20 protein-coding genes are annotated in these 22,833 nt (G+C 67.7%); 16 read left to right on the top strand and 4 right to left on the bottom strand.

Annotation, left to right across the window (positions count from 1 at the left end):
• Positions 1 to 153 precede the first annotated feature (153 nt).
• Positions 154 to 2,331 carry a heterodisulfide reductase-related iron-sulfur binding cluster gene (locus tag ACOGXD_RS06320; RefSeq protein ID WP_419917046.1) on the bottom strand — a complete coding sequence of 726 codons (2,178 nt, stop codon included), beginning with the start codon at positions 2,329 to 2,331 and terminating at the stop codon, positions 154 to 156.
• A 45-nt stretch (positions 2,332 to 2,376) separates the two neighbouring features.
• A complete protein-coding gene (locus ACOGXD_RS06325; RefSeq protein WP_419917047.1) occupies positions 2,377 to 2,892 on the bottom strand; it encodes a Crp/Fnr family transcriptional regulator in 516 nt (171 codons plus the stop codon).
• 101 nt (positions 2,893 to 2,993) lie between these two features.
• On the opposite strand from ACOGXD_RS06325, the gene ACOGXD_RS06330 reads away from it, so the two are divergent.
• Positions 2,994 to 3,347, top strand: coding sequence for a P-II family nitrogen regulator (locus ACOGXD_RS06330; protein ID WP_323671478.1), 354 nt, complete (start codon positions 2,994 to 2,996; stop codon positions 3,345 to 3,347).
• Positions 3,348 to 3,357: 10 nt separating this feature from the next.
• Here ACOGXD_RS06330 and gpmA read toward each other — a convergent pair whose 3' ends face one another.
• Positions 3,358 to 4,080, bottom strand: a complete 723-nt coding sequence (gene gpmA / locus ACOGXD_RS06335; RefSeq protein ID WP_419917048.1) for a 2,3-diphosphoglycerate-dependent phosphoglycerate mutase — start codon at positions 4,078 to 4,080, stop codon at positions 3,358 to 3,360.
• 155 nt (positions 4,081 to 4,235) lie between these two features.
• Between gpmA and dnaK the strand changes: the two genes are divergently transcribed.
• The 12 genes from dnaK (at position 4,236) to purQ (ending at position 17,309) form a co-directional block, all read left to right on the top strand.
• Positions 4,236 to 6,053: a molecular chaperone DnaK gene (dnaK, locus tag ACOGXD_RS06340; protein ID WP_419917049.1), complete on the top strand. Its 1,818-nt coding sequence runs from the start codon at positions 4,236 to 4,238 to the stop codon at positions 6,051 to 6,053.
• Complete coding sequence (locus tag ACOGXD_RS06345) at positions 6,050 to 6,571, top strand: nucleotide exchange factor GrpE (RefSeq protein ID WP_419917050.1); 522 nt, start codon at positions 6,050 to 6,052, stop codon at positions 6,569 to 6,571. Before dnaK ends, ACOGXD_RS06345 begins: the two co-directional genes overlap by 4 nt.
• 9 nt (positions 6,572 to 6,580) lie before the next feature.
• A complete protein-coding gene (locus ACOGXD_RS06350) occupies positions 6,581 to 7,564 on the top strand; it encodes a DnaJ C-terminal domain-containing protein (RefSeq protein WP_419917051.1) in 984 nt (327 codons plus the stop codon).
• A gap of 30 nt (positions 7,565 to 7,594) precedes the next feature.
• The gene (locus ACOGXD_RS06355) at positions 7,595 to 8,026 is read left to right on the top strand and encodes a heat shock protein transcriptional repressor HspR (protein ID WP_419917052.1); all 432 of its coding nucleotides are present in this window, start codon (positions 7,595 to 7,597) and stop codon (positions 8,024 to 8,026) included.
• Between the two features lie 107 nt (positions 8,027 to 8,133).
• A complete protein-coding gene (locus ACOGXD_RS06360; RefSeq protein ID WP_419917364.1) occupies positions 8,134 to 10,665 on the top strand; it encodes an ATP-dependent Clp protease ATP-binding subunit in 2,532 nt (843 codons plus the stop codon).
• Positions 10,666 to 10,778: 113 nt separating this feature from the next.
• Positions 10,779 to 12,059: an adenylosuccinate synthase gene (locus tag ACOGXD_RS06365; RefSeq protein ID WP_419917053.1), complete on the top strand. Its 1,281-nt coding sequence runs from the start codon at positions 10,779 to 10,781 to the stop codon at positions 12,057 to 12,059.
• Positions 12,060 to 12,102: 43 nt separating this feature from the next.
• Positions 12,103 to 13,374, top strand: a complete 1,272-nt coding sequence (purD, locus tag ACOGXD_RS06370) for a phosphoribosylamine--glycine ligase (RefSeq protein WP_419917054.1) — start codon at positions 12,103 to 12,105, stop codon at positions 13,372 to 13,374.
• Between the two features lie 103 nt (positions 13,375 to 13,477).
• Entirely contained in the window at positions 13,478 to 13,924 is a 447-nt protein-coding gene (gene purE / locus ACOGXD_RS06375) for a 5-(carboxyamino)imidazole ribonucleotide mutase (protein WP_323671469.1), read from the top strand.
• Between the two features lie 61 nt (positions 13,925 to 13,985).
• A complete protein-coding gene (gene purB, locus ACOGXD_RS06380) occupies positions 13,986 to 15,362 on the top strand; it encodes an adenylosuccinate lyase (protein WP_419917365.1) in 1,377 nt (458 codons plus the stop codon).
• A 15-nt stretch (positions 15,363 to 15,377) separates the two neighbouring features.
• A complete protein-coding gene (locus ACOGXD_RS06385; protein ID WP_419917055.1) occupies positions 15,378 to 16,310 on the top strand; it encodes a phosphoribosylaminoimidazolesuccinocarboxamide synthase in 933 nt (310 codons plus the stop codon).
• Positions 16,307 to 16,579 (top strand): phosphoribosylformylglycinamidine synthase subunit PurS, encoded by a 273-nt coding sequence (gene purS, locus ACOGXD_RS06390; RefSeq protein WP_419854916.1) that lies wholly within the window; start codon positions 16,307 to 16,309, stop codon positions 16,577 to 16,579. Before ACOGXD_RS06385 ends, purS begins: the two co-directional genes overlap by 4 nt.
• Positions 16,580 to 16,616: 37 nt before the next feature.
• Positions 16,617 to 17,309 carry a phosphoribosylformylglycinamidine synthase subunit PurQ gene (purQ, locus tag ACOGXD_RS06395; protein WP_419917366.1) on the top strand — a complete coding sequence of 231 codons (693 nt, stop codon included), beginning with the start codon at positions 16,617 to 16,619 and terminating at the stop codon, positions 17,307 to 17,309.
• Positions 17,310 to 17,369: 60 nt separating this feature from the next.
• Here the strand turns inward: purQ and ACOGXD_RS06400 are convergent, their stop codons facing one another.
• Positions 17,370 to 17,771, bottom strand: a complete 402-nt coding sequence (locus tag ACOGXD_RS06400; protein ID WP_419917056.1) for a hypothetical protein — start codon at positions 17,769 to 17,771, stop codon at positions 17,370 to 17,372.
• 50 nt (positions 17,772 to 17,821) lie between these two features.
• Between ACOGXD_RS06400 and purL the strand changes: the two genes are divergently transcribed.
• Genes purL through purM form a run of 3 tightly spaced genes read left to right on the top strand, consistent with a single transcriptional unit; the run spans position 17,822 to position 22,832 of the window.
• Positions 17,822 to 20,152: a phosphoribosylformylglycinamidine synthase subunit PurL gene (purL, locus tag ACOGXD_RS06405; protein ID WP_419917057.1), complete on the top strand. Its 2,331-nt coding sequence runs from the start codon at positions 17,822 to 17,824 to the stop codon at positions 20,150 to 20,152.
• Positions 20,149 to 21,741: an amidophosphoribosyltransferase gene (purF, locus tag ACOGXD_RS06410; protein ID WP_419917058.1), complete on the top strand. Its 1,593-nt coding sequence runs from the start codon at positions 20,149 to 20,151 to the stop codon at positions 21,739 to 21,741. Before purL ends, purF begins: the two co-directional genes overlap by 4 nt.
• Positions 21,738 to 22,832, top strand: coding sequence for a phosphoribosylformylglycinamidine cyclo-ligase (purM, locus tag ACOGXD_RS06415; RefSeq protein ID WP_419917059.1), 1,095 nt, complete (start codon positions 21,738 to 21,740; stop codon positions 22,830 to 22,832). Before purF ends, purM begins: the two co-directional genes overlap by 4 nt.
• Position 22,833 lies beyond the last annotated feature (1 nt).

A 22,833-nucleotide genomic window follows, 5' to 3' on the forward strand; every position in this document is an offset into this window, starting at 1 on the left:
TACGCAGTTCAGCCTATTTGGCATCGCTAAAGAAGGCTAAAATAAGCTAAACAAAGCTAAAATTCGCTAAAGAAGCTGCGGCAGGCTGGACATCACAAGGGCTGCTGGCCTCACACGGGTGTTCATCCGGCGCTGCCGACGCGGTGGCGGGGCTCAGTCGTCGGCGGCTTCGAGGGCGTCGATGAGGTGGATGGAGATGTCGGCCACCTTGACTTCGTCGTCCTCGACGCCGTGGCCCTTCACGCCGTCGTCGATCATGATGTAGCAGAACGGGCAGGCCGTGGCGATGCGGTCGGCGCCGGTGTCGAGCAGCTCGCGTGAGCGCTCGTCGTTGACCTTGGTGCCGATCGTTTCCTCCATCCACATGCGCGCCCCGCCGGCCCCGCAGCACATGCCCTTGGTGCCGTTGCGTGGCGCCTCCACGATCTCCACGCCGCCCAGGCTGCCGATGACGTTGCGCGGCGCCAGGTACACGTCGTTGTGGCGGCCCAGGTAGCACGAGTCGTGGTACACGACCCGCTCGTCCAGCCGTGCTTCGGAGAGATCCAGGCGCCCGTCGGCCACAAGCTGTTCGAGGAACTGGGCATGGTGGATGACCTCCCAGTTCCCGCCGTACTGCGGGTACTCGTTGCGCAGCGTGTTGAAGCAATGCGGGCACTGGGTGATGACCTTGCGGACACCCATGCCGTTCAGCGCTGCGATGTTCTCCGCCGCGAGCATCTGGAACAGGTACTCATTGCCCGACCGCCGCGCGCTGTCGCCGGTGCAGTTCTCGCCCGGGCCCAGGATGGCGAAGTCGACCCCGGCGCGCTGCAGCAGCTTGGCTGTGGCCACCGATACCCGGCGGTTCTTGTCGTCGAACGACCCGGCACAGCCCACCCAGTAGAGATACTCGTGATCGAACGGGTCATCGGCGTCGACCACCTCCACATCGAGACCGTCGGCCCAGTCGGCCCGTTCGCCGTTGTTGAGGTTCCACGGGTTGGCGTTGTTCTCCATGCCCCGGAACGCGGTACCCAGCTCGGCGGGGAACTCGCTCTCCATCAGCGTCAGGTAGCGACGCATGTCGAGGATTTTGTCGAGGATCTCGATGTTGACCGGGCAGTTCTCGTCGCACGCCTTGCACGTCGTGCACGCCCAGAGCTCTTCGTGGGTGATCCGCTCGAAGACCGAATCCGCCGCCACAGTGATCTCGGCATCAGTGCCGATCGGCGGCGTCACCCCGCCGTGCTCGCCGGTCGCGGCCATGATCTCGCCGGTCTTCAGCACGATCTCGCGAGGATCGAGCGGCTTGCCCGTGGCATGGGCCGGGCACACCGCCGTGCACCGGCCGCACATCGTGCAGGCGTCGGTGTCGAGCAGCTGCTTCCAGGTGAACTCGTTCACCATCGACACGCCGATGGTCTCGATGTCCTCGGCCTCCATGAGGTCGGGCACCATCCGCATGGCGCCCTTGGGGCGCTCGCGGTCGCGCAGGTACATGTTGAGCGGCGAGGTGAACATGTGCCGCAGCATGGTGATGGGCAGCATCACCAGGAACGCCATGAAGCAGCCGACGTGGGCGATCCACCACACCTGGTGCCAGCCGCGGATATTGGCGAGGCCGTCGAACGCAGCCGACAGCGGGTAGCCGATGAACGACCACTGCTCGTATGCCGGCCGGCCGTCGATCACGATGCGCATGGCCTCGGCCACGAACCCGGTGGCACCCAGCGCGGCGAGCACGATCAGGATCACCATGTGCTCTGGCCGCGACTTGATCCGGATGCGGTACGGGCGCGCGGCATACCGGCGCACGATCGCCCACACCGCTCCGACCAGGAAGATGGCTCCCGCCAAGTCGCCGACGAAGCTGAAGCCCTGGTAGGTGGGGCCGACGAGGAACTTCGCAGCCGTCGGCAGCTGGTGGTTGATCTCGAGCGTGGTGGTGACGGCCAGCAGCACCAGGAAGCCGTAGTAGAGCAGCGCATGCATCACACCGGCGGCCGGGTCGCGCAGCAGCGTCTGCATGAGCACGCCGCCGCGGTAGTCGTGCAGCCGCCGGCTGGCGTTGGACGCCGTGGTGGAGCGTCGATCGGGCGCGCCCCGCTGCCAGTTGCGCGTGCGCTGGGCGAAGTTCCATGCCCCGTAGACGATCAGCACGCACGTCAAGGCGTAGAACGCGAACTTGACCCCGCCCGGCACATTGCCGAACACCTCGCGATGCGCTGCGTCGGTGTCCTCATGGAAGCCGAAGGCGGCCGCGGCAATGCCCGAGGCAGCGGTGATCGCTGCGAACGCGATACCGATGCCCAGTACGAGTTGGTGCGGTCGCAGAGGCGGCTTGCTCACGCTGGCGAAGTTAGCTGACGCCCCTGCGACGGGGCGGTGAGTGGTTCAGCCGTAGAGCTTGCGGTTCGCCTTGCGCAGGCGACCGGCCAGTTCCGACAGCAGCTTGTGGGCCACCGAAGGGGTGCTGTCGATGATGCCTTTCAGCTCCCGCCGCGACAGCATGATCGTTTCCATGTCGGTGGCAGCCACCACCGACGCGGTGCGCGGGCCGTCGTCGAAGAGCGCCATCTCGCCGATGGACTCGCCCGGGCCGATCTCGGCGACCTTGCGCCCGTTGCGCCGGACCACTGCCGTGCCGTGCACGATCACGAAGGCATAGCCGGCCATCGCGCCGCCGCTGCCCTCCTCAACGATGTTGTCGCCGGCTGTGAAATCGACCTGCTCGGCCTTGCGTGCGATGTGTTGGAGTTCCTTCTTGCTGCAGTCGGAGAACAGATCAACTTCACGAAGACTCTCCGCACGATTCGCTACCGACATATCCCGCTCCTTGCCGCCGTGGCCTGTTGCGCCGGGGCTGGCTGGCCCACAAGCGCCGGACCGTAGCATGCGCCCGGCCCCCAAGACGCGCCAGAGACTAGCGCCCGCCGCCCATTCATCGGGCAGGTTGCGTGCAATCGGCCCTGCGGCGTGCGACGCTAGGGAGGCTGAGCCGGGAGGGCGCAATGGTTGAGGCCTCGGTTGCAATGGTGACAGCGGTCATCAAGCCACACCGGCTCGAGATGGTGCTCGAGGCGTTGCGGGATCTCGACATCACCGGGCTGACCGCGTCGGAGGTCCGGGGATTCGGCCGTCAGGGCGGCCACACCGAGACGTACCGGGGCACCGAGTACCACGTGGACTTCATTCCGAAGGTCCGCATCGAGGTGCTGGTGGCGACCGAGCTAGCTGAGCGGGTGGTGGATGCCATTGTCGAATCCACCCGTACCGAGCGGATTGGCGATGGCAAAGTGTGGGTCACTGCCGTCAACAGCGTTGTGCGCATTCGCACGGGTGAGCGCGGCATCGACGCTCTGTAGGGGGCGGCTCTCAGCGGAGGTAGCGGTCCTCGACTGGGCATTGCGTGGCGACTTGCAGATTGGCATCTAGCTCGTACAGCAGCGGTATTCCGGTGGGGATGTTGAGCTGGGCGATATCGCTGTCGCCGATGCCGTCAAGGTGCTTCACGAGCGCTCGCAGGCTGTTGCCGTGGGCGGCGACCAGCACGGTCGCGCCGGCTCGCAGGTCTCCGACGATGCCTTCGTGCCAGTAGGGCAGCATGCGTTGCACGACGTCGGCCAGGCACTCGCCGCGTGGCACCTCGCTGGGGTTCAAGCCTGCGTAGCGCGGATCGTTTGCGACGTCGAACTCATGATCAGGGGGCATCGGCGGGGGAGGCACGTCATAGCTGCGCCGCCAGAGATGGACTTGGTCGGCGCCGTGCCGTTCGGCCATCTCGGCCTTGTTCAAACCGGTGAGCGCTCCGTAGTGCCGTTCGTTCAGCCGCCAGTGCCGCCGTACCGGCAGCCAGCCCCGGCCCATCGCGTCGAGCGTTGTGTTGGCGGTCTGGATTGCACGTCGCAGGAGCGATGTGTGCACGACGTCGGGTTCGATGCCTGCCGCCAGGAGGGTGGCGCCGGCGGCACGGGCTTCCGCCTGCCCGTCGTCAGTCAGGCCGACGTCCCACCAGCCGGTGAAGCGGTTCTCGAGGTTCCAGGCGCTCTGGCCGTGGCGCAGGAGCACGAGGGTGTGCGTGTCGCCTAGCAATGCCATGGGCGTGCACGGTAGCCCGCTGCGCTGGGGCTTCAACCTGTAGCATGACTTAGAGAAGTTGCTAGTAATACACTCAACTTATATGCTTGTCAGTACTACCAATCCGCATTCTTGGCCGGTTTGGGCCGGGATGCCACACGATGAAAGGCACAGCGATGCCGAAGGCTGTCGGAATTGACCTCGGAACCACGAACTCGGTGGTGGCTGCGATGGAGGGCGGCGAGCCCGCTGTCATTGCCAACGCCGAAGGCGACCGCACGACCCCGTCGGTGGTTGCCTTCGCCCGCAACGGTGAGGTGCTGACCGGCGAGGTCGCCAAGCGGCAGGCGGTCACGAATCCCGAGCGCACCATTGCCTCGGTCAAGCGACACATGGGCACCACCTGGGGCAAGTCCATCGACGACAAGAACTACACGCCGCAGGAGATCTCGGCCCGAGTGCTGCAGAAGCTGAAGCTCGACGCCGAGCAGTACCTCGGCGACACGGTGACCGAAGCCGTCATCACCGTGCCGGCGTACTTCGACGACGCACAGCGCACCGCCACGACGGAGGCGGGCAAGATCGCCGGCCTCGACGTGCTGCGCATCATTAACGAGCCCACGGCCGCTGCGCTGGCGTACGGCCTCGACAAGGAGACCGAGGACCAGACGATCCTGGTGTTCGATCTCGGCGGGGGCACCTTCGACGTGTCCGTGCTCGAGATCGGCGACGGCGTCTTCGAGGTGAAGTCCACCGCCGGTGACACCCACCTCGGCGGCGACGACTGGGACGCCGCTGTGGTCGCGTGGCTGGTGGCGTCGTTCAAGGGCGACCACGGGGTCGACCTGAGCACCGATGCAATGGCCGGCCAGCGCCTGCGGGAGGCGGCCGAGCAGGCCAAGAAGGACCTGTCGTCCAAGCAGACCACCCAGATCAACCTGCCGTTCATCACGGCGACCGACAGCGGCCCGCTCCACCTCGACTACGAGCTGAGCCGGTCCAAGTTCGAAGAGCTGACGTTCGACCTGCTGAAGCGCTGCCGATCCCCCTTCGAACAGGCCATCAACGACGCGGGCCTGGCAAAGGCCGACATCGACCACGTCATCTTGGTGGGCGGCTCCACGCGCATGCCCGCCGTGCAGAAGCTGGTGACCGAGCTCACGGGCCGTGAGCCTCACAAGGGCGTGAATCCCGACGAGGTGGTCTCGGTGGGTGCCGCCATCCAGGCCGGCGTGCTCAAGGGCGATGTCACCGATGTGCTGCTGCTGGACGTCACACCGCTCAGCTTGGGCATCGAGACCAAGGGCGGCGTGATGACGCGCCTCATCGATCGCAACACCACGATCCCGACGCGCCGGTCGGAGATGTTCACCACAGCCGAAGACGGTCAGCCCTCCGTGGAGATCCATGTGCTGCAGGGCGAGCGGGAGATGGCGGCCGGCAACAAGACACTGGGCAAGTTCCAGCTGGTCGGCCTGCCGCCGGCGCCGCGGGGCGTCCCGCAGATCGAGGTGGCGTTCGACATCGATGCCAACGGCATCGTCCACGTGTCCGCCAAGGACAGCGCGACCGGCAAGGAGCAGTCGATCACCATCACCGGGCAGTCGGCCATGTCGCCCGACGAGATCGAGCGGATGGTCTCCGATGCCGAGGCGCATGCCGCAGAAGACGCCCGCCGGCGGGAAGAGGCCGAGATCCGCAACAACGCGGACACGCTCGTGTACCAGACCCGCAAGTTGCTTGATGAGCAGGGCGACAGCGTCTCCGCCGACGACAAGGAGCCCGTGGAGTCCGCGGTGGCTGCAGCGAGCGAGGCACTCGAGAGCGACGATCTCGACGCCATCCGCTCGGCCACCGAAACGCTTGCCGCTGCCAGCAGCGCGTTCAGCCAGAAGCTGTACGAGTCTGCGGCCGCGAACACCGCGACTGATGCCGAGGGCACCGGTTCTGACGACGATGTCGTCGACGCGGAGATCGTGGACGAGGAGAAGTGAGCGAACCCGAGACCGAGCTTGACGCGGCGGCTGCGGAAGCAGTCGGCGAGAGCCCAGAGGATCTGGAAGATCTGGCGGAACGGGCCGACCTGCTGCCTCAGCTCGAAGCCGTGATGGCCGAGCGCGACGACTATCTCGACCAGCTGCAGCGCCAGCGGGCGGAGTTCCAGAACTACCGGAAGCGGGTCGAAGCGGAGCGGCGCCAGCAGGTGGCTGCCGGCGTCAGCCGCTTGGTCGAGTCGCTGCTGCCGGTGCTCGACGGGTGCGACGCGGCCACTGCCCAAGGGCACGACGAAGTGGCCGCTGTGGGCCAGTCGCTCATGGTCGCCCTGGGCAAGGCGGGGCTCGAACGCATCGACTCCGTCGGGGAGCCGTTCGACCCCACCCAGCACGAGGCGGTGACGATCGAGGAGGCAGTCGACGACGCCCCTCAGATTGTGGCGGCGGAGCTGCGCAGCGGATTCCGTTTCGACGGCCGTGTGCTGCGTGCTGCCATGGTCCAGGTGCGCGCGGGGTAGGGAGCCACGATGGACCCACGACGCGAGTGGTTCGAGACCGACTACTACGCAGCCTTGGGTGTCTCGCCCGACGCGTCGGACAAGGACATCACCAAGGCGTACCGGAAGCTCGCGCGCAAGCACCATCCGGATTCGAGCGCCGGCGACGAGGAACGCTTCAAGCAGATCTCCGCGGCGTACGACGTCATCGGCGACACCGAGAAGCGAGCCGCGTATGACGAGGCGCGCCGCATGGGGCCTGCGGGCTTCGGCCCGCAGATGGGCGGGTTCGCATCGGGGCCTGGCGGCTTCAGCATCCGCATTGAGGACCTCGGCGATCTGGGCGGCATCTTCGGCAACCTGTTCGGCGACGGCCGCGGTCGAGCCGGCCGCGGCGGGCCCATGCCGATGCGCGGCCACGATCTCGAAACCCGGCTCGGCATCTCGTTCCGCGATGCGGTGTCCGGAGCAGTCACCGAGGTGGCGGTGCCCGACGCATCGTCGGGCGGGATGCGGAAGGTCAAGGTGCGCATTCCTGCCGGGGTCGAGGACGGCGGCCGGATCAGGCTGGCGGGCAAGGGCTCGCCGGGCTCGGGCGGGGCACCCAACGGCGATCTGTTCGTGCTTGTCGACGTGGCGCCGGACACAGATTTCGGCCGTGACGGCCGCAACCTGACCATCAACGTGCCGATCACCTTTCCCGAGGCCGTATTCGGTGCTGATGTCAAGGTGCTGGACTTCGACGGGGACTCGGTGACCCTGCGCATCCCGCCGGGCACCCCGTCGGGCAAGACCTTCCGGGTGCGCGGCCGCGGCGTCTCCACCCGCCGTGGCACCGGCGATCTGCTGGTGAGCGTCGACATCGTGGTGCCGACGAAGCTGTCGTCTGCGGAGCAGGCGGCGATCGAGGCACTGCGTGACGTCACCGACTTCGAGGGAGAGACGGGTCGGCGGCAGCGCGATACCGAGCCGGAACCGGCGACATTCGCCGACACCGCAGGAGCACAGCGATAGCGACCAGGGGACGAACCGAGGAACACCGTCATGAGCGAACAACCCAGGCGAACGCCATCTGCCTCCGAGCGCAACCGGGCGCTGTATGTCATCTCGGTGGCGGCCGAACTGGCCGGCGTGCATGCTCAAACGCTGCGGATCTATGAGCGCAAGGGCTTGCTGGCGCCCGCACGCACCTCCGGCGGCAGCCGCCGGTACAGCGACCGCGACATTGCGATGCTCAACCGCATCAGCCAGCTCACCAGCGAAGGACTCAACCTGGCAGGCGTCAAGCGCGTGATGGATCTGGAGGAGCGCGTGGCGGCACTGGAGCGCAAGCTCGCCGACGTGCAAGCCGAGGCAGCCACGCTGGTGGCAGAGACGCACCGGCAGTACCGGCGTGACCTGGTGCCGCTGCCGCAGACCGATCTCATCAGGCGTCCGGGCTCGGGGCCCGGAGCAGGGCCGAACCCGCACGGCTGAGGCAGTCGTCCGCCAACCGTTGAATCAATAAATCTAAGTCATTCATTATCAAGTTTTCTGCTACACTTGACATCATGAACAACGACGCAGATCCTCGCAACCGCCCGCTGCCGTCCAGCCCGCTGACGCACAAGTGCCAAGAAGCGCTGGCATCGGCTGCTCAAACCGCGCAGAGCCGGGGCCACGCCGAGCTCACCCGGGCTCACCTGCTGCTGGCGCTCGTATCGCAGCCGGAGGGCCTGGTGCTCCCCGTGCTCGCACGCGCCGGCATCGAGCCGGCTGTCGTGCGTACGCGTGCGCTCGAGGCACTCGAGCGGCTGCCGCGCAGCTTCAGCACGCAAACCCATCAGCCGCCCGGGCTCGCCCGTGAGCTGGCCGAAACGCTGCAGGCTGCCGACGCCGAGCGCGCCCAGCTGGGCGACGACTACCTGTCCACCGAGCACCTGCTGCTGGCGCTCGCTGACGATCTCGACGCCGACCGCGACGCGCTGGCGGCGCAGGTCGGCGAGCTGCGCGGCAGCACACGGGTCACGTCGCCGACTCCGGAGAATTCCTATGAAGCACTCGAGCGATTCGGCCGCGATCTCACGGCCGAGGCTCGCGATGACAAGCTCGATCCTGTCATCGGCCGCGATGACGAGATCCGGCGGATCATCCAGGTGCTGTCGAGGCGCACCAAGAACAACCCGGTGCTGATCGGCGAGCCAGGCGTCGGCAAGACGGCGATCGTCGAAGGTTTGGCCCGCCGCATCGCCGAGGGTGACGTTCCCGACGGCCTGCGCGACAAGCGTGTCGTCGCGCTGGACCTGGCGGCGATGGTGGCAGGCGCCAAGTACCGGGGCGAGTTCGAGGAGCGGCTCGAAGCGGTGCTGGCTGAGATCGTCGAGTCCGACGGCGAGATCATCACGTTCCTGGACGAGGTGCACACGCTGGTAGGTGCGGGCGCGGGCGGCGACAGCTCGCTCGACGCAGCCAACATGCTCAAGCCGATGCTGGCGCGCGGGCAGCTGCGCTTGGTGGGCGCAACGACGCTCGACGAGTACCGCCAGCACATCGAGGACGACGCTGCGCTCGAACGGCGCTTCGCGCCCGTCTATGTGGGCGAGCCGTCGGTCACCGATGCGGTGGCCATTCTGCGCGGGCTGAAAGAGCGCTACGAGGTCCACCATGGCGTGCGCATCACCGATGCGGCGCTGGTTGCCGCGGTCACGCTGTCGGATCGCTATCTGCGAGAGCGTTTTTTGCCTGACAAGGCCATCGATCTGATGGACGAGGCTGCCAGCCGCCTGCGGATCGAGATCGACTCGGTGCCGCTGGAGATCGACGTGTGCGAACGGCGCATCCGCCAGCTCGAGATCGAGGAGCTGGCGCTGAGCGGCGAGGACTCGTCAATCGCCGAGGAACTGGCGTCTGAGCGCGAGCGCGTTGCGGGGCTCAAGGCGCACTGGCAGGCGGAGAAAGCGGCGATCGACCAGATCCGGGCGCTGAAGTCCGAAGCGGAGGCGCTGGCCGTCGCGGTCGAGCGCGAGACAGATCTTGAGCGGGCCGCGGAGATCCGCTTCGGGCAGCTGCCCGAGGTGCACCGGCGGCTCGATGAAGCAGCCGGGGAGCTGGCACGACTGCAGGCCAGCAAGCGGATCCTGCGGGAAGAGGTGGACGCGAACGACATCGCCGAGGTGGTGTCGCGCTGGACGGGCATCGCCACGAGCCGGCTGCTCGAAGGAGAGGTGCACAAGCTGGTGCACCTCGAAGAGACGCTGGCCCACCGAGTCGTCGGCCAGGTGCATGCCGTTGCGGCGGTTGCCAACGCCATCCGTCGCAGCCGCGCTGGGCTGAGCGAGCCGGATCGGCCCATCGGGAGCTTTCTGTTCCTGGGCCCGACCGGTGTCGGCAAGACCGAGCTGGCGCGTGCGTTGGCCGAAGCGCTGTTCGACGACGAGCGAGCCATGGTGCGCATCGACATGTCGGAGTATCTGGAACGGCACTCGGTCAGCCGGCTGATCGGCGCGCCTCCCGGGTACATCGGCCATGACGACGGCGGCCAGCTGACCGAGGCCGTCCGCCGCCGTCCGTACTCGGTCGTGTTGCTCGATGAGATCGAGAAAGCACACGCCGACGTCTTCAGCGTGCTGCTGCAGGTGCTCGACGACGGTCGGCTGACGGACGGTCAGGGGCGCACCGTCGACTTCTCCAACGTCGTGCTCATCATGACGTCGAACCTGACGGTGGACCCAGCGGAGTTCTTCGCACCGGAGTTCATCAACCGCGTCGACGAGATCCTGCAATTCGACGCCCTCAGCCGCAGCGACGTGGCTGCGATTGCGGAACGGCAGCTGGAGATCCTGCGCACCCGTCTTGCCGATCGCGAGATCACATTGGAGCTGACCGCAGAGGCATCGGCGCTGCTCGCCAACCGCGGCTACGACCCCGCCTACGGCGCCCGGCCGCTCCGGCGTCTAGTCCAGCGTGAACTGACCGATCCACTGGCCTCCGGTCTGCTCGATGGCACGTTCGCCGATGGCGACGCCGTGACGGTGGACAACGTCGACGGCTCGTTCCGCCTCAGCACACCGTTGCCGCCGGCACGCACCGCAGCCGAGGAATCCGGCGGCTTCGCGCCGCTCGCAGAAGCCTCTTGAGGGGTGCCCCGGACGGCCGGATCCACCGGAAATCCGGCGGCCCTGGAGGGGTCACTCCCTAGACTGATTTGGTGACGACGACAGCATCCTGCCGGCTGGCGATGGGTTGAATCATGCCCGGCTCGATCGTCGTAGGAACGCAATGGGGCGACGAGGGCAAGGGCCGCATCGTCGACATCGTCGCCAAGGAATGCCAGCACGTCGTTCGCTACCAAGGCGGCCACAACGCGGGGCACACGATCGTCGTCGACAGCGAGACGTTCGCCCTGCAGCTCATACCCAGCGGGGTGCTGTACGACCACGTGACGCCGATCATCGGCAACGGCGTGGTGATCAATCCGTGGGTGCTGATCGACGAGATCGACATGCTCGCCAGCCGCGGCGTCGACTGCGGCCGGTTGATGCTCAGCCCTGCGGCGCATCTGGTGCTGCCCTACCACCAGATCACCGACGAGCTCGCCGAAGCGCAACGCGGCGATGCCAAGCTCGGTACCACCAAGCGCGGCATCGGGCCTGCGTACGCCGACAAGGCGGCACGAGTCGGGCTGCGAGTCGAGGATCTGCTCGAGCCGATGACGCTGCGCTCGCGGTTGCTGAGCGTGCTAGCTGACCGCAACGCTTACCTGCAGCGGGTGTACGACCATCCCGGCGTCGATCCCGACGAGTTGGCCGACCAGCTCATCACTGAGGTGGCACCCCGGCTGGCGCCGCTGGTGGCCGACACCATCGGCTGGCTCCACGAGGCACTGCACGCGGGCGAGCGCGTGCTGTTCGAAGGCGCCCAGGCCACCTTCCTCGACCTCGACCACGGCACCTACCCCTTCGTCACGTCGTCGAACCCGGTGGCGGGGTTCGCGCTGGTCGGCTCGGGCATCGGGCCCGGCGCGATCGATCAGGTCATCGGCATCGCCAAGGCGTACACCACCCGGGTGGGCTCTGGGCCCTTCGTCACCGAGCTGGGTGGCGAGACGGGTGAGCATCTGCGAGATCGCGGTGCGGAATACGGCACCAACACCAACCGGCCGCGCCGCTGCGGCTGGTTCGACGCCGTCATGGGCCGCCAGGCAGTGCGCCTGAACGCCTGCACCGAGATCGCGCTTACCAAGCTCGACGTGCTCGACGAACTCGACACGATCAAGGTCTGCGTCGCCTACGAGGTGGACGGCCACCGCTACGACTACCTGCCGCACCTGCGCTCGCTGCACGACCGGGCTGTCCCCGTCTACGCCACGCTGCCGGGCTGGAAGACGCCGCTCGACAAGGTCACCCAGCGATGGCAGCTGCCGCGCCAAGCGGTCGACTACATCGTGTTCCTCGAACGCCAGCTCGGCTTGCCGATCCGGTATGTCTGCGTCGGCCCGGGACGCGAGCAGTACATCCGCTTCGCAGCGTGAGCTGCGAAGTTTGGACCCAGCGCCGCGTGAGGGGGGAGCCTTCATGAAGGTCTGTGTGGTCGGCCAGGGCGGGCGCGAGCATGCGTTTGCGAGCGCCCTGGCACGAACCGCCGATGTCGTCGTCACGCCGGGCAATCCCGGCATACCCGGCAGCACCACTGCTGGTCCTGGCGAGATCGATGCTGACCTGTACGTCATCGGCCCGGAGGGGCCGCTGGCTGACGGCTTGGCGGATCGCCTGCGGGCGAGCGGCCGGCTCGTGTTCGGACCGGGTGCCGACGGCGCCATGCTCGAGAGCTCGAAGGCGTGGATGAAGGAAGTAGTCAGCGCCGCCGGTGTGCCCACGGCGGGCTACGCCACCTTTGACAACGACCCCGCAGGCCGCCGTGCAGCGCACGCCTACTTGGAGACGCTGCCGCCGCCGTACGTCGTCAAGACCAGCGGCCTCGCTGCCGGCAAAGGCGTGCTGGTCAGCGACGAGCTGGTCGAAGCCCATGCTGACGTCGACGCCAAGCTGGACGGCACGGCGTTCGGGGATGCCGGCCGCCGGATCGTGATCGAAGAGGGAATGCGCGGCCCCGAAGTGTCGCTGTTCGCGCTCTGCGACGGTCGCCGCGCCGTGCTGCTGCCTACGGCTGTGCGCGATCACAAGCGCATCGGAGACGGCGACACGGGGCCGAACACTGGCGGCATGGGCTGCGTGTCGCCGCTGGCCGATGTCGACCGGACCGCCTGCGTCGAACTGGCCGCGATGGCATTCGAGCCGACGCTGGCCGAGTTGATCCGGCGAGGCGTCGACTACCGCGGCGTGCTCTATGCGGGCTTCATGCTGACGCCCGACGGTCCCCGCCTGCTGGAGTTCAACGTCCGCTTCGGCGATCCCGAGGCCCAGGTGACGCTGCCGCGCATCGAGAACGATCTCGCCCAGCTCTTGGCGGGTGCCGCAGCGGGCGAGCTGACCGACGAGGTCGTCGTCTCCGACGATGCCATGGTGTGCGTCGTGTGCGCCGCGGAGGGCTACCCGGCAGCGCCGCGTACCGGTGACGTCATCGCTGGTCTCGAGCGTGCGCGTGGAGTGCCAGGCGTCACCGTGTTCTGTGCGGGCGTCGGGGCCGGCGACGGGCGGACGCTTCCGCCTGAGTCGCTGGTGACCGGGGGCGGTCGGGTGCTGAATGTCTGCGGCCGCGGGCCCGATGTGGCGGTGGCGCGCGACCGCGCATACGAAGCCGTGCGGCAGCTCAGCTGGCCGGGCATGACCTACCGCACCGACATCGCGGCCGCCGAGGCCGCGGCATCCACCGCGCTCAGCCGATGAGCGCGGCGCTGGATGCCCGCGGGTGCATCGGACATCGCCCAGTCGCCGACTCCGGGCGGCGAGACTCTGGGCGCAAGCTGACGTGTGACAGGGGAATACACCTATGAAGGTCGCGATCTTGATGGGCTCGCCGAACGATGCGTCGAAGATGGCTCCCGCCGCCGAGATGCTCGACAGGTTCGGCGTCGAACACGTGACCGAGGTGATGAGCGCCCATCGCACACCTGCAGCCGTGGCGTCGTTCGCGACCGGAGCACGCGACGCCGGCTTTGCCGCGGTCATCTGCGGGGCCGGCATGGCAGCGCATCTGGCCGGCGTGGTGGCTGCCCACACCACCCTGCCGGTCATCGGCGTGCCGCTCAGCGGCGGCCTCGCCGACGGCCTCGATGCGTTGCTGTCGACGGTGCAGATGCCGAAGGGCATCCCGGTCGCCACCGTCGCAGTGAACGGCTCGGCGAATGCGGCAGTGCTGGTCACCGAGATGCTGGCCGTGACCGATGCGGAGCTCGCTGCCCGTCTGGACGAGTTCCGCGCCGCTGGTGCCCGGTGAGTTTGGCGTGAGTCCCGAGGTCGTCCCCAATGTTCTGGCGTCGCGCTACGCCTCTGCGGAGATGGCCGAGCTGTGGTCGCCCCGACACAAGGTCATCCTCGAGCGGCGGCTGTGGTTAGCGGTGCTCGAGGCGCAGCGAGACGCGGGTGTCGACGTGCCAGAGGGCGCGCTGGAGGCGTACCGAAACGTCGTCGAGGTGGTCGACCTCGACTCGATCACCGAGCGGGAACGGATCACCCGCCACGACGTGAAGGCACGCATCGAGGAGTTCTGCGCGCTCGCTGGCTACGAGCAGATCCACCGAGCCATGACGTCGCGCGATGTCACCGAGAACGTCGAGCAGTGCCAGGTCACCGCAGCATTGGGCTTGGCCGCCCGGCGCATGGCGGCCTTCATCGTGCGCACCGCCGCGTTGGCCAGCGCCCACCGAGATCTCGTGATGACAGCGCGCACGCACAATGTGCCCGCGCAAGCAACCACGCTGGGCAAGCGCTGGGCCACGATCGGCACCGAGGCGCTCGCGTCGCTCGAGCGCATCGAGGAGCTCGTGGCGCGCTACCCGCTGCGTGGCATCCGCGGACCGGTGGGCACCCAGCAGGACATGCTGGAGCTGTTGGGCGGCGATCAGGCGGCGGTGGATCGCCTGGAGCGACGCATCGCGGCCGAGCTGGGGTTCACCCGGGTGCTCGGTTCCGCCGGGCAGATCTATCCCCGCTCACTTGACCTGGACGTTGTCGCAGCGCTGGTCGGCGCCGCAGCACCGCTCGGCAACATGGCGCTCGGCGTGCGGCTCGCCGCCGGGCACGAACTGGTCACCGAAGGCTTCGCTGCCGGCCAAGTCGGTTCGTCTGCCATGCCGCACAAGATGAACACCCGCTCGTGCGAGCGGATCACCGGCCTCGTGACCGTCCTGCGCGGACATCTCACGATGGCCTCGCAGCTTGCCGGCGACCAATGGGACGAGGGTGATGTGAGCTGCTCGGTGGTGCGCCGCATCGTGCTCCCCGATGCGTTCTTCGCACTCGACGGAGCGCTGGAGACTGCCTTCAGCGTCCTCGACGGCTTCGCCGTCTTTCCGGCTCGGGTCGAAGCCGAACTGGCCGCATACCTGCCGTTTCTCGCCACCACCCGCCTGCTTGCCGCCGCTGTGGCAGCAGGCGCCGGCCGCGAGGAGGCGCACGAGCGCATCGGCGCCCATGCGACCGCGACGGTGCTGGCGCTGCGCGAGGGCACCGTCGACCGCAATGATCTCGCGGTTCGCATAGCGGCCGATTCCGAGCTGCAGCTCAGCCACGACGACGTCGCCGCGGCGCTGGCGGATCCGGCGTCGTTCAGCGGCCGCGCCGCAGATCAAGTCGACGAGTTCGTGGCCGCCGCGGGCAAGGTGGCGGAACGGTACGGCGCAGCCGTCGACTACGAGCCGGGCGAGGTGCTGTGAGCCGAGCAGCGGGTGATGACCAACGATGACAAGAGAGGCAACGTGAGCGAGCTCGAGCTAGTCCACCGCGGGAAGGTACGCGAGATGTACCGCGTCGACGACAGGCACCTGTTGATGGTCGCCAGCGACCGCATCTCGGCCTTCGACGTCGTGTTCAACGAACCGGTGCCCGACAAGGGCCGAGTGCTGACGGCCATGACGGCCTGGTGGTCGACCTGGCTCGGCGACATCGCACCGACCCATGTGGTCTCAGCCGACCCCGCCGACTTCCCGGCTGCGGCACGACGATCCGAATGGGCCGGCCGAGCCCTGCTCGTTCGCCGGGCGGAGATGCTGCCGATCGAGTGCATCGTGCGCGGGTACATCACCGGTTCGGCATGGAAGGAATACCGCGAGCGCGGCACCATGCACGACGAGCCGCTGCCGGCCGGCTTGCTCGAGTCGCAGCAGCTCCCCGAGCCGGTCTTCACGCCGTCCACCAAGGCAACCGATGGGCACGACGTGAACATCTCGTTTGACGCCGCCGCAGAGCTGGTCGGCGACGACGCGGCCACTGCCGCCCGCCAAGTGTGCGTCGATGCCTACAGCACGGCGGCCGCCCATGCATCCGAGCGAGGGATCATCATCGCCGACACCAAGTTCGAGCTGGGCTATGTGGACGGCGCCTTGGTCGTCGCCGACGAGTGGCTCACTCCCGACTCGTCACGCTTCTGGCCCAAGGATCACTGGCAGCCCGGCGCATCGCCGCCGTCGCTCGACAAGCAGCCGGTGCGCGACGCCACCGAAGCCACCGGCTGGAACAAGGAGCCGCCCCCGCCGCCGCTCACCGGTGAGGTGGTTGCCGCCACCCGTGCTCGCTACATCGAGGCGTACGAGACGCTGACCGGCGAGTCGTTCGTCGACTGGTTGGCGCACCCCGGCGCGCCGGCGGGAGCCACCGCTTCATGAACCGCTGGGATGTGCTGGTGGAAGTCTCGCCACGAGCCGAGATTGCCGATCCAGCCGGCACCACGATCGAGCGAGCCCTCGCAGCGCTCGGATTTGGGGGTGTGAGCGGCGTGAGGGTCGGCAAAGCCATCCGCATGGAGGTCACCGCCGCAGATGCTTCCGAGGCCCGTTCGGTGACGGAGCAGATGTGCGACCGCCTGCTGGCAAACCCGGTGATCGAGGACGCCCGCATCGAGCTGCGAGCCGTGGCGCAGGATCACAACACGTGAGCGCCCCGTGAGTGTGCCCATGAGTGTGCCCATGAGTGTGACGGTCGGCGTCGTCCAATTCCCCGGCACGAACTGCGATCTCGACACGCTCGATGCGCTGGCAGATCTCGGGGCACGAACAACGCTGCTGCGCAGTGACGAAACCTCGCTGGGCGGCGTCGACGCCGTCGTCATTCCGGGTGGATTCGCGCACGGTGACTACTTGCGTACCGGCGCAATCGCCCGCTTCTCGCCGGTCATGGACGCAGTGGCGTCATTCGCGGCTGGCGGAGGTCCCGTGGTCGGCATTTGCAACGGATTCCAAGTACTGACCGAGGCAGGTCTGCTGCCAGGAGCATTGCGACCCAATGCCGGGCTTTCCTTCCTGTGCCAGCCGCAGAAACTGATGATGGCGTCGGTGAATCATGTATTGGGACATGGGCTGTCGCCGTCGGATGAACTGAGCATTCCCATCAATCATTTTGAGGGGAACTATGTGTGCGATAGCGCGACATTGCGACGTTTGCGCGAGAACGGTCAAGTGGTGATGCGCTATGTCGGCAATCCCAATGGTTCAGTGGACGACATCGCTGGCATTTGCAACGAAACCGGCAATGTGGTGGGTTTGATGCCCCATCCGGAACGGGCGACATCGGAGCTGTTGGGCTCTACCGACGGACGCAAGTTGCTCAAAGCGTTGCTGTATGCGGCAGCGAGCAGCCGCCAAGCCGCTGGTCACCGCGCCGCATGAAGACGCGTCTGTCTGCGATGGCTCTCGTTTCGCTCGCCGAGAGCCGGAGAATCTGAAGTGTCAGCCGCCCCGTGTGATGCCCGCACGGGCCAGCATGTCGGCAGGAACGCCGAATTCTCGCCATGTGGCGTACTGAATTCCCTTGCGCTGCCCGTAGTTGGCAGCGTGAGTGACAAAGCCCTCTTCGACAGAAGCCATATCGGGCTCGACCTGCAGCGCTTCGATAGCCGCCTCGACATCCCGGCGCTCTTGCATCAGGAGCAAGCGCTTGATGGGCTTTGCCTCGGCAATCTGCGCATCGATTGCGTCTTTCTTGGCGTTCAGCGACTCCGCACTCTGCTTGCGACCGGGACGAGGCCGGTGAGTTTCGAGGGCCTCAAGATAGTCCCGCACTGCTGCGGCCTCGATGCGACCCGCGGCAATAGCCGCTTTGTGTTCGTCGGACATGGTTCGTTCGCTCATGACGTCTGTATAGCACGACGTATTCCAGTATCCAATGAACTTGGGTTGATGTGACTGCAATAGTTTCCGATACAACCAGCATTCATGCGGCACTTGGCCTGACCGATGACGAATACGGCCGCATTTGCGAGCTCTTGGAGCGTGAACCGAATCATCTCGAACTCGCGATGTATGCGGTGATGTGGTCCGAGCATTGCTCGTACAAGTCGTCGCGCCGTCATCTCGCTCGTTTACCCACTGAGGCCCCGTGTGTGCTCGTCGGACCAGGTGAGAACGCCGGTGTTGTCGACGTCGGCGACGGTATTGCCGTTGCCGTGCGCATCGAGAGCCACAACCATCCCTCGGCCATCGAGCCATATCAAGGCGCGGCAACCGGAGTCGGCGGCATCCTGCGAGACATCTTCACCATGGGCGCGCGGCCCATTGCGCTCGCCGATCCGCTGCGCGTGGGGCCGCTGGACGAGCCGCGCAGCAACTGGATCGCCGAGGGAATCGTCAGCGGCATCTCGGGGTATGGCAACAGCGTCGGCGTTCCGACTGTTGCCGGCGAATTCGTGTCGTGCGAGACGTACCGAGACAACCCGCTGGTGAATGTTGCCGCGCTCGGGATCATGCCGACCGAGCGTCTGGTGCTCGGCCGCGCCACCGAGGTGGGCAGTGCGGCCGTGCTCATGGGCGCGAGCACCGGCCGCGACGGCATCGGCGGCGTCAGCGTGCTGGCGTCGGCGGGATTCGACGAGGCCGACGACGATGCCACGAAGCGCCCGAGCGTTCAGGTCGGCGATCCCTTCGAGGAAAAGCGTCTCATCGAGGCATGCCTGGAACTGCTGGAGGCAGGGCTCGTCAGCGGCATCCAGGATCTCGGCGGCGCCGGTTTGACGTGCGCTGCGAGCGAGACGGCCTCGCGTGGCGGTACCGGCATGGAGGTGGATGTCAGCGTCGTGCCGCTGCGCCAGCACGGCATGGAACCGTTCGAGATCATGACATCGGAGTCTCAGGAGCGCATGCTGGCGATTGTCTCGTCAGCCAACGTCGATCGGGTGCTCGAGATCTGTTCACGCTGGGAGGTGAGCTCGACGGTGGTCGGGCGCGTGACCAGCGACGGCATGCTGCGCGTGCGCGATGGGGTGGATGGCCCAGTCCTGGCCGAGGTTCCGGCGAGCACGCTGCACGACGACGCGCCGTCGTACGACCGTCCGATGCGGCCTCCGGCCGATCTGACCCTCCGGCGCAGCGTCGACCCGGCGGCTGATCCCGCCGCGGGCAGCTCCAGCGACTGTGCTGCGGACCTGTTGGCGATGCTCGCCGACCCGAGCTGGGTGTACCGCCAGTACGACCACCAGCTGTTCCTGAACACGGTGGTCGGCCCGGGCCGCGACGCCACGCTGCTGCGACTGCGAGACCCTCGCAACGGCACCCCGACCGGGCGCGGCCTTGCCGTGTCGGTGGACGGCAACCACCGCTGGTGCGATGCCGATCCTCGCTGGGGCACCGCCATGGTGGTCATCGAGGCGGCGCTGAACCTCGCCTGCGTGGGCGCCGATCCGCTCGCGCTCGTCAACTGCCTCAACTTCGGCAATCCGACGTATCCCGAGGTCATGTGGCAGCTTTCTGAGGCCATCGACGGCATGGCGGAAGCCTGTGACGCACTCGGCGTGCCCGTCGTGGGCGGCAACGTCAGCCTCTACAACGAGACCAACGGCACCAATATCAGCCCGACACCGGTGGTATGCCTGCTCGGTGTGCATCCCGACCTCACTCGCCGGCCGATCGCCGACGAGTTGCCGTCGGGCACGGCGCTCATTCTGGTGGGCTCGCCCGGCCCGGCCGTCGGGGACGACACAGGCACCGACACGTCGTCGCGGGGTCCCACGGCGCTGGGCGGCAGCCGGTGGGCGTGGGAACGTCGTGGCTGCCGCGACGGCGCGCTGCCCGACCTCGACCTCGCGGGCAGCGCCGCAACAGCCCGGTTCGTGGCTGCAGCCGTGCGGGAGGGTCTCGTGCGGTTCGCGCATGATGTCTCCGACGGTGGCATCGCCGTGGCGATCGCGGAAATGTGCTGTCACGGCGGCACGGGCGTGCAAGCGCGGGTTCCGTCGCTGGGAGGCCCGTCGCCGGCGGAGCGGGCGCTGTTCGCTGAACCGCCGGGCCGCGTGTTGGTCGCAGTTGAAGCTGACGATGCCGAGCGGCTCGCGCACGCGGCCTCTGCAGCAGGGCTCGCGAGCCGCTGGCTCGGGCCGTTCGGCGGATCGAGCGTGCAGATCGGGCGCTTCGCAGAACCCGGTATCGACATCGACGTGGCCCTCGCCGACACGCTGGCCCGCTGGAGCGGTGCCTTGCCCGGAGCGTTCGCACAGCCCGTCGACGGGGAGGCGGCGTGAGCGGCACCCCGGCCGAAGGCGTGGATCTGGTCAAGCCGCGCGAGGCCTGTGGCGTCGTCGGCGTGTACCTGCCGGGCGGGCCCGTGGCCCACCTGAGCTATCTCGGGCTGTACGCGCTGCAGCACCGGGGGCAGGAATCGGCCGGCATCGCCGTGTCCGACCGGACCCACATCACGGTCGTGAAGGACATGGGCCTGGTCGCCAGCGCCTTCGATGATCGCGTGCTTGCAGGACTCGAAGGCGACCTCGCCATCGGCCACACCCGCTACTCCACCACGGGTTCGAGCTCCTGGCGTGCAGCGCAGCCCTTCTACCGGGGGCTTGACGGCACGGAATTCGCGCTCGGTCACAACGGGAACCTCACCAACACGGCCGAGCTGGCAGCCTCCTCGGGGATGCTCGACGGGGTGGTCACCAGCGACAGCGACTTGGTGGCCGAGCTGATCGCCCAGCGCATCAACGCCACACCGCAGATCACCCGCACCCGCCCACGCGAGGCCGTCACGGAAGCGCTCGCAGAGGTACTGCCCAGCCTGCGCGGGGGCTTCACGTTTGTGGTGGCCGACCGCGACCGCCTGATCGGGGTTCGTGATCCGCATGGCATCTGGCCGCTGTGCCTGGGCCGCTTGGATGTCGACGAGCAAGCGGGTGACGACGCTGGGAGCAGCCAGTCCAGCGGCGGCTGGGTGCTGGCATCGGAGAACCCTGCGCTGGAGGTGGTCGGCGCGACGTTCGAGCGCGAGATCCAGCCGGGCGAGATGATCGTCATCGACGCAGCCGGGTGCCGCTCGCTGTGGCCCTTTGCAGCCACATCGTCAACCGGCGACGGGGCGTCCCCGCACTTGTGCGTCTTCGAGTTCGTGTATTTCTCGCGCCCCGATACCACCTTGGCTGGCCAGAACGTGCATGCGGCCCGCCAGCGCATGGGCGCCCACTTGGCAACCAACGCGCCGGTCGATGCCGACCTGGTGATGCCTGTTCCCGAGTCGGGCATTCCTGCTGCGCAGGGCTACGCACGTGCCAGCGGCATCGCCTACGGCGACGGGCTGGTCAAGAACCGCTACATCGGTCGCACCTTCATCGCTCCGAACCAGCACGTCCGATCGCTGGGTGTGCGGACCAAGCTGAATCCGATCAGCCCCAACATCGACGGTCGCCGGCTCGTGGTGGTCGACGATTCGATCGTGCGTGGCACCACCACCCGGTCGATCGTGGAGATGCTGCGCAGCGCCGGCGCTGTCGAGGTGCACCTGCGCATCTCCTCGCCCCCGTACCGCTGGCCGTGCTTCTACGGCATGGACACCGGCACCTCCGACGAGCTGCTGGCCGCGAATCGCGACCTGGCCGAGATCGAGGCATACCTGGGAGTCGATTCGCTGGCCTACCTGAGCCTGGATCAGCTCGTCGAGGCCACCGGCGTGCCTGGCGGCGGGTTCTGTCATGCGTGCCTGACCGGCGAGTATCCGGTGGAGATCGGCGCGGGGGCGCGGGCCGAAGTGTTCGGCAGCGCTGCCGACGAGCCGAATCGCTCGCTGATCGCGACGGGCAGCGTGCAGCGTGCTGCCGTCGCCGAGTCCGTCGCTGGATGACGCCCGCATCTGTGGACCCACCCGCTGGCGCACTCGAAGCCGGCGATTCCGGGCCGCTGACCTACGAAGCGGCGGGAGTGAGCATCGACGCGGGCGACGAGGCGGTGCGGCGTCTGGCGCCCCACGCTCGCAGCACCTACCGGCCTGAGGTGCTGAGCGACATCGGAGCGTTCGGGGCGGTCACGGCCCTGCCGGAGGGCTTCGCCGACCCAGTGCTGGTGAGCGCGAATGACGGCGCGGGTACCAAGCCCCTCATTGCCGCTGCGCTCGGCCGGTGGGACACGATCGGGATCGACGTGGTGGCCATGTGCGTCGACGACATCGTCACGCTCGGTGCACAGCCGCTGCTGTTCCACGATCAGATCACCGCAGGACGCCTCGACCCCGACGTCGTCGAGGCGATCGTGACGGGCTTGGCCGCCGGCTGCCGCAGCGCCGGCTGCGCGCTGGTCGGAGGCGAGCTGGCCGAGCACCCCGATGCGCTCGCTCCCGGCGACTATGACATCGCCGGCTTTGCCGTGGGCGTGGCCGAACGCGCACGGCTGCGAGGCTCCATCGCAGGCGACGCGACGCTCGTGGGGCTGGCGTCGGGTGGGCTTCGATGCAACGGCTACAGCCTCGCCCGCCGCGTCCTGCTCGGTGAGACGCCCGAAGCGGCGGTGCTCGGCTCGCCCGCCTGGCCGGGTGCCGATCATTCGCTGGGCGACGAGATGCTGCGACCCTCGGTCATCTACACCCCCGCGGTGCTAGCGCTCTTCGACGAATGCGGCGCGCTCGGGGCTGCGCACATCACCGGCGGGGGACTGGTGGCGAATGTGGCCCGCATGCTCGGCCCCGATGTCGATGCGGTGCTGCGGCGCGGATCCTGGCCGGTGCCCAGGATCTTCGGCCGCATTGCGGATGCCGGCCCGGTCACGCCCGAGGAGATGGAACGCGTCTTCAACCTCGGCATCGGCATGGTGATTGCCGTGCCCCCGCCGGAGGCCGATGCGGCGGTTGCGGTTGCGCAAGGCGCTGGCCACCAGGCTTGGGTGATCGGCGAGATCCGCCCGGGCGCGGGCACTGCCCACCTGGTCCAAGCGGGCAGCTAGA

Origin of the sequence: Candidatus Poriferisodalis sp., from assembly GCF_965204125.1 — a bacterium.
Taxonomy (GTDB): Bacteria; Actinomycetota; Acidimicrobiia; order Acidimicrobiales; family Poriferisodalaceae; genus Poriferisodalis.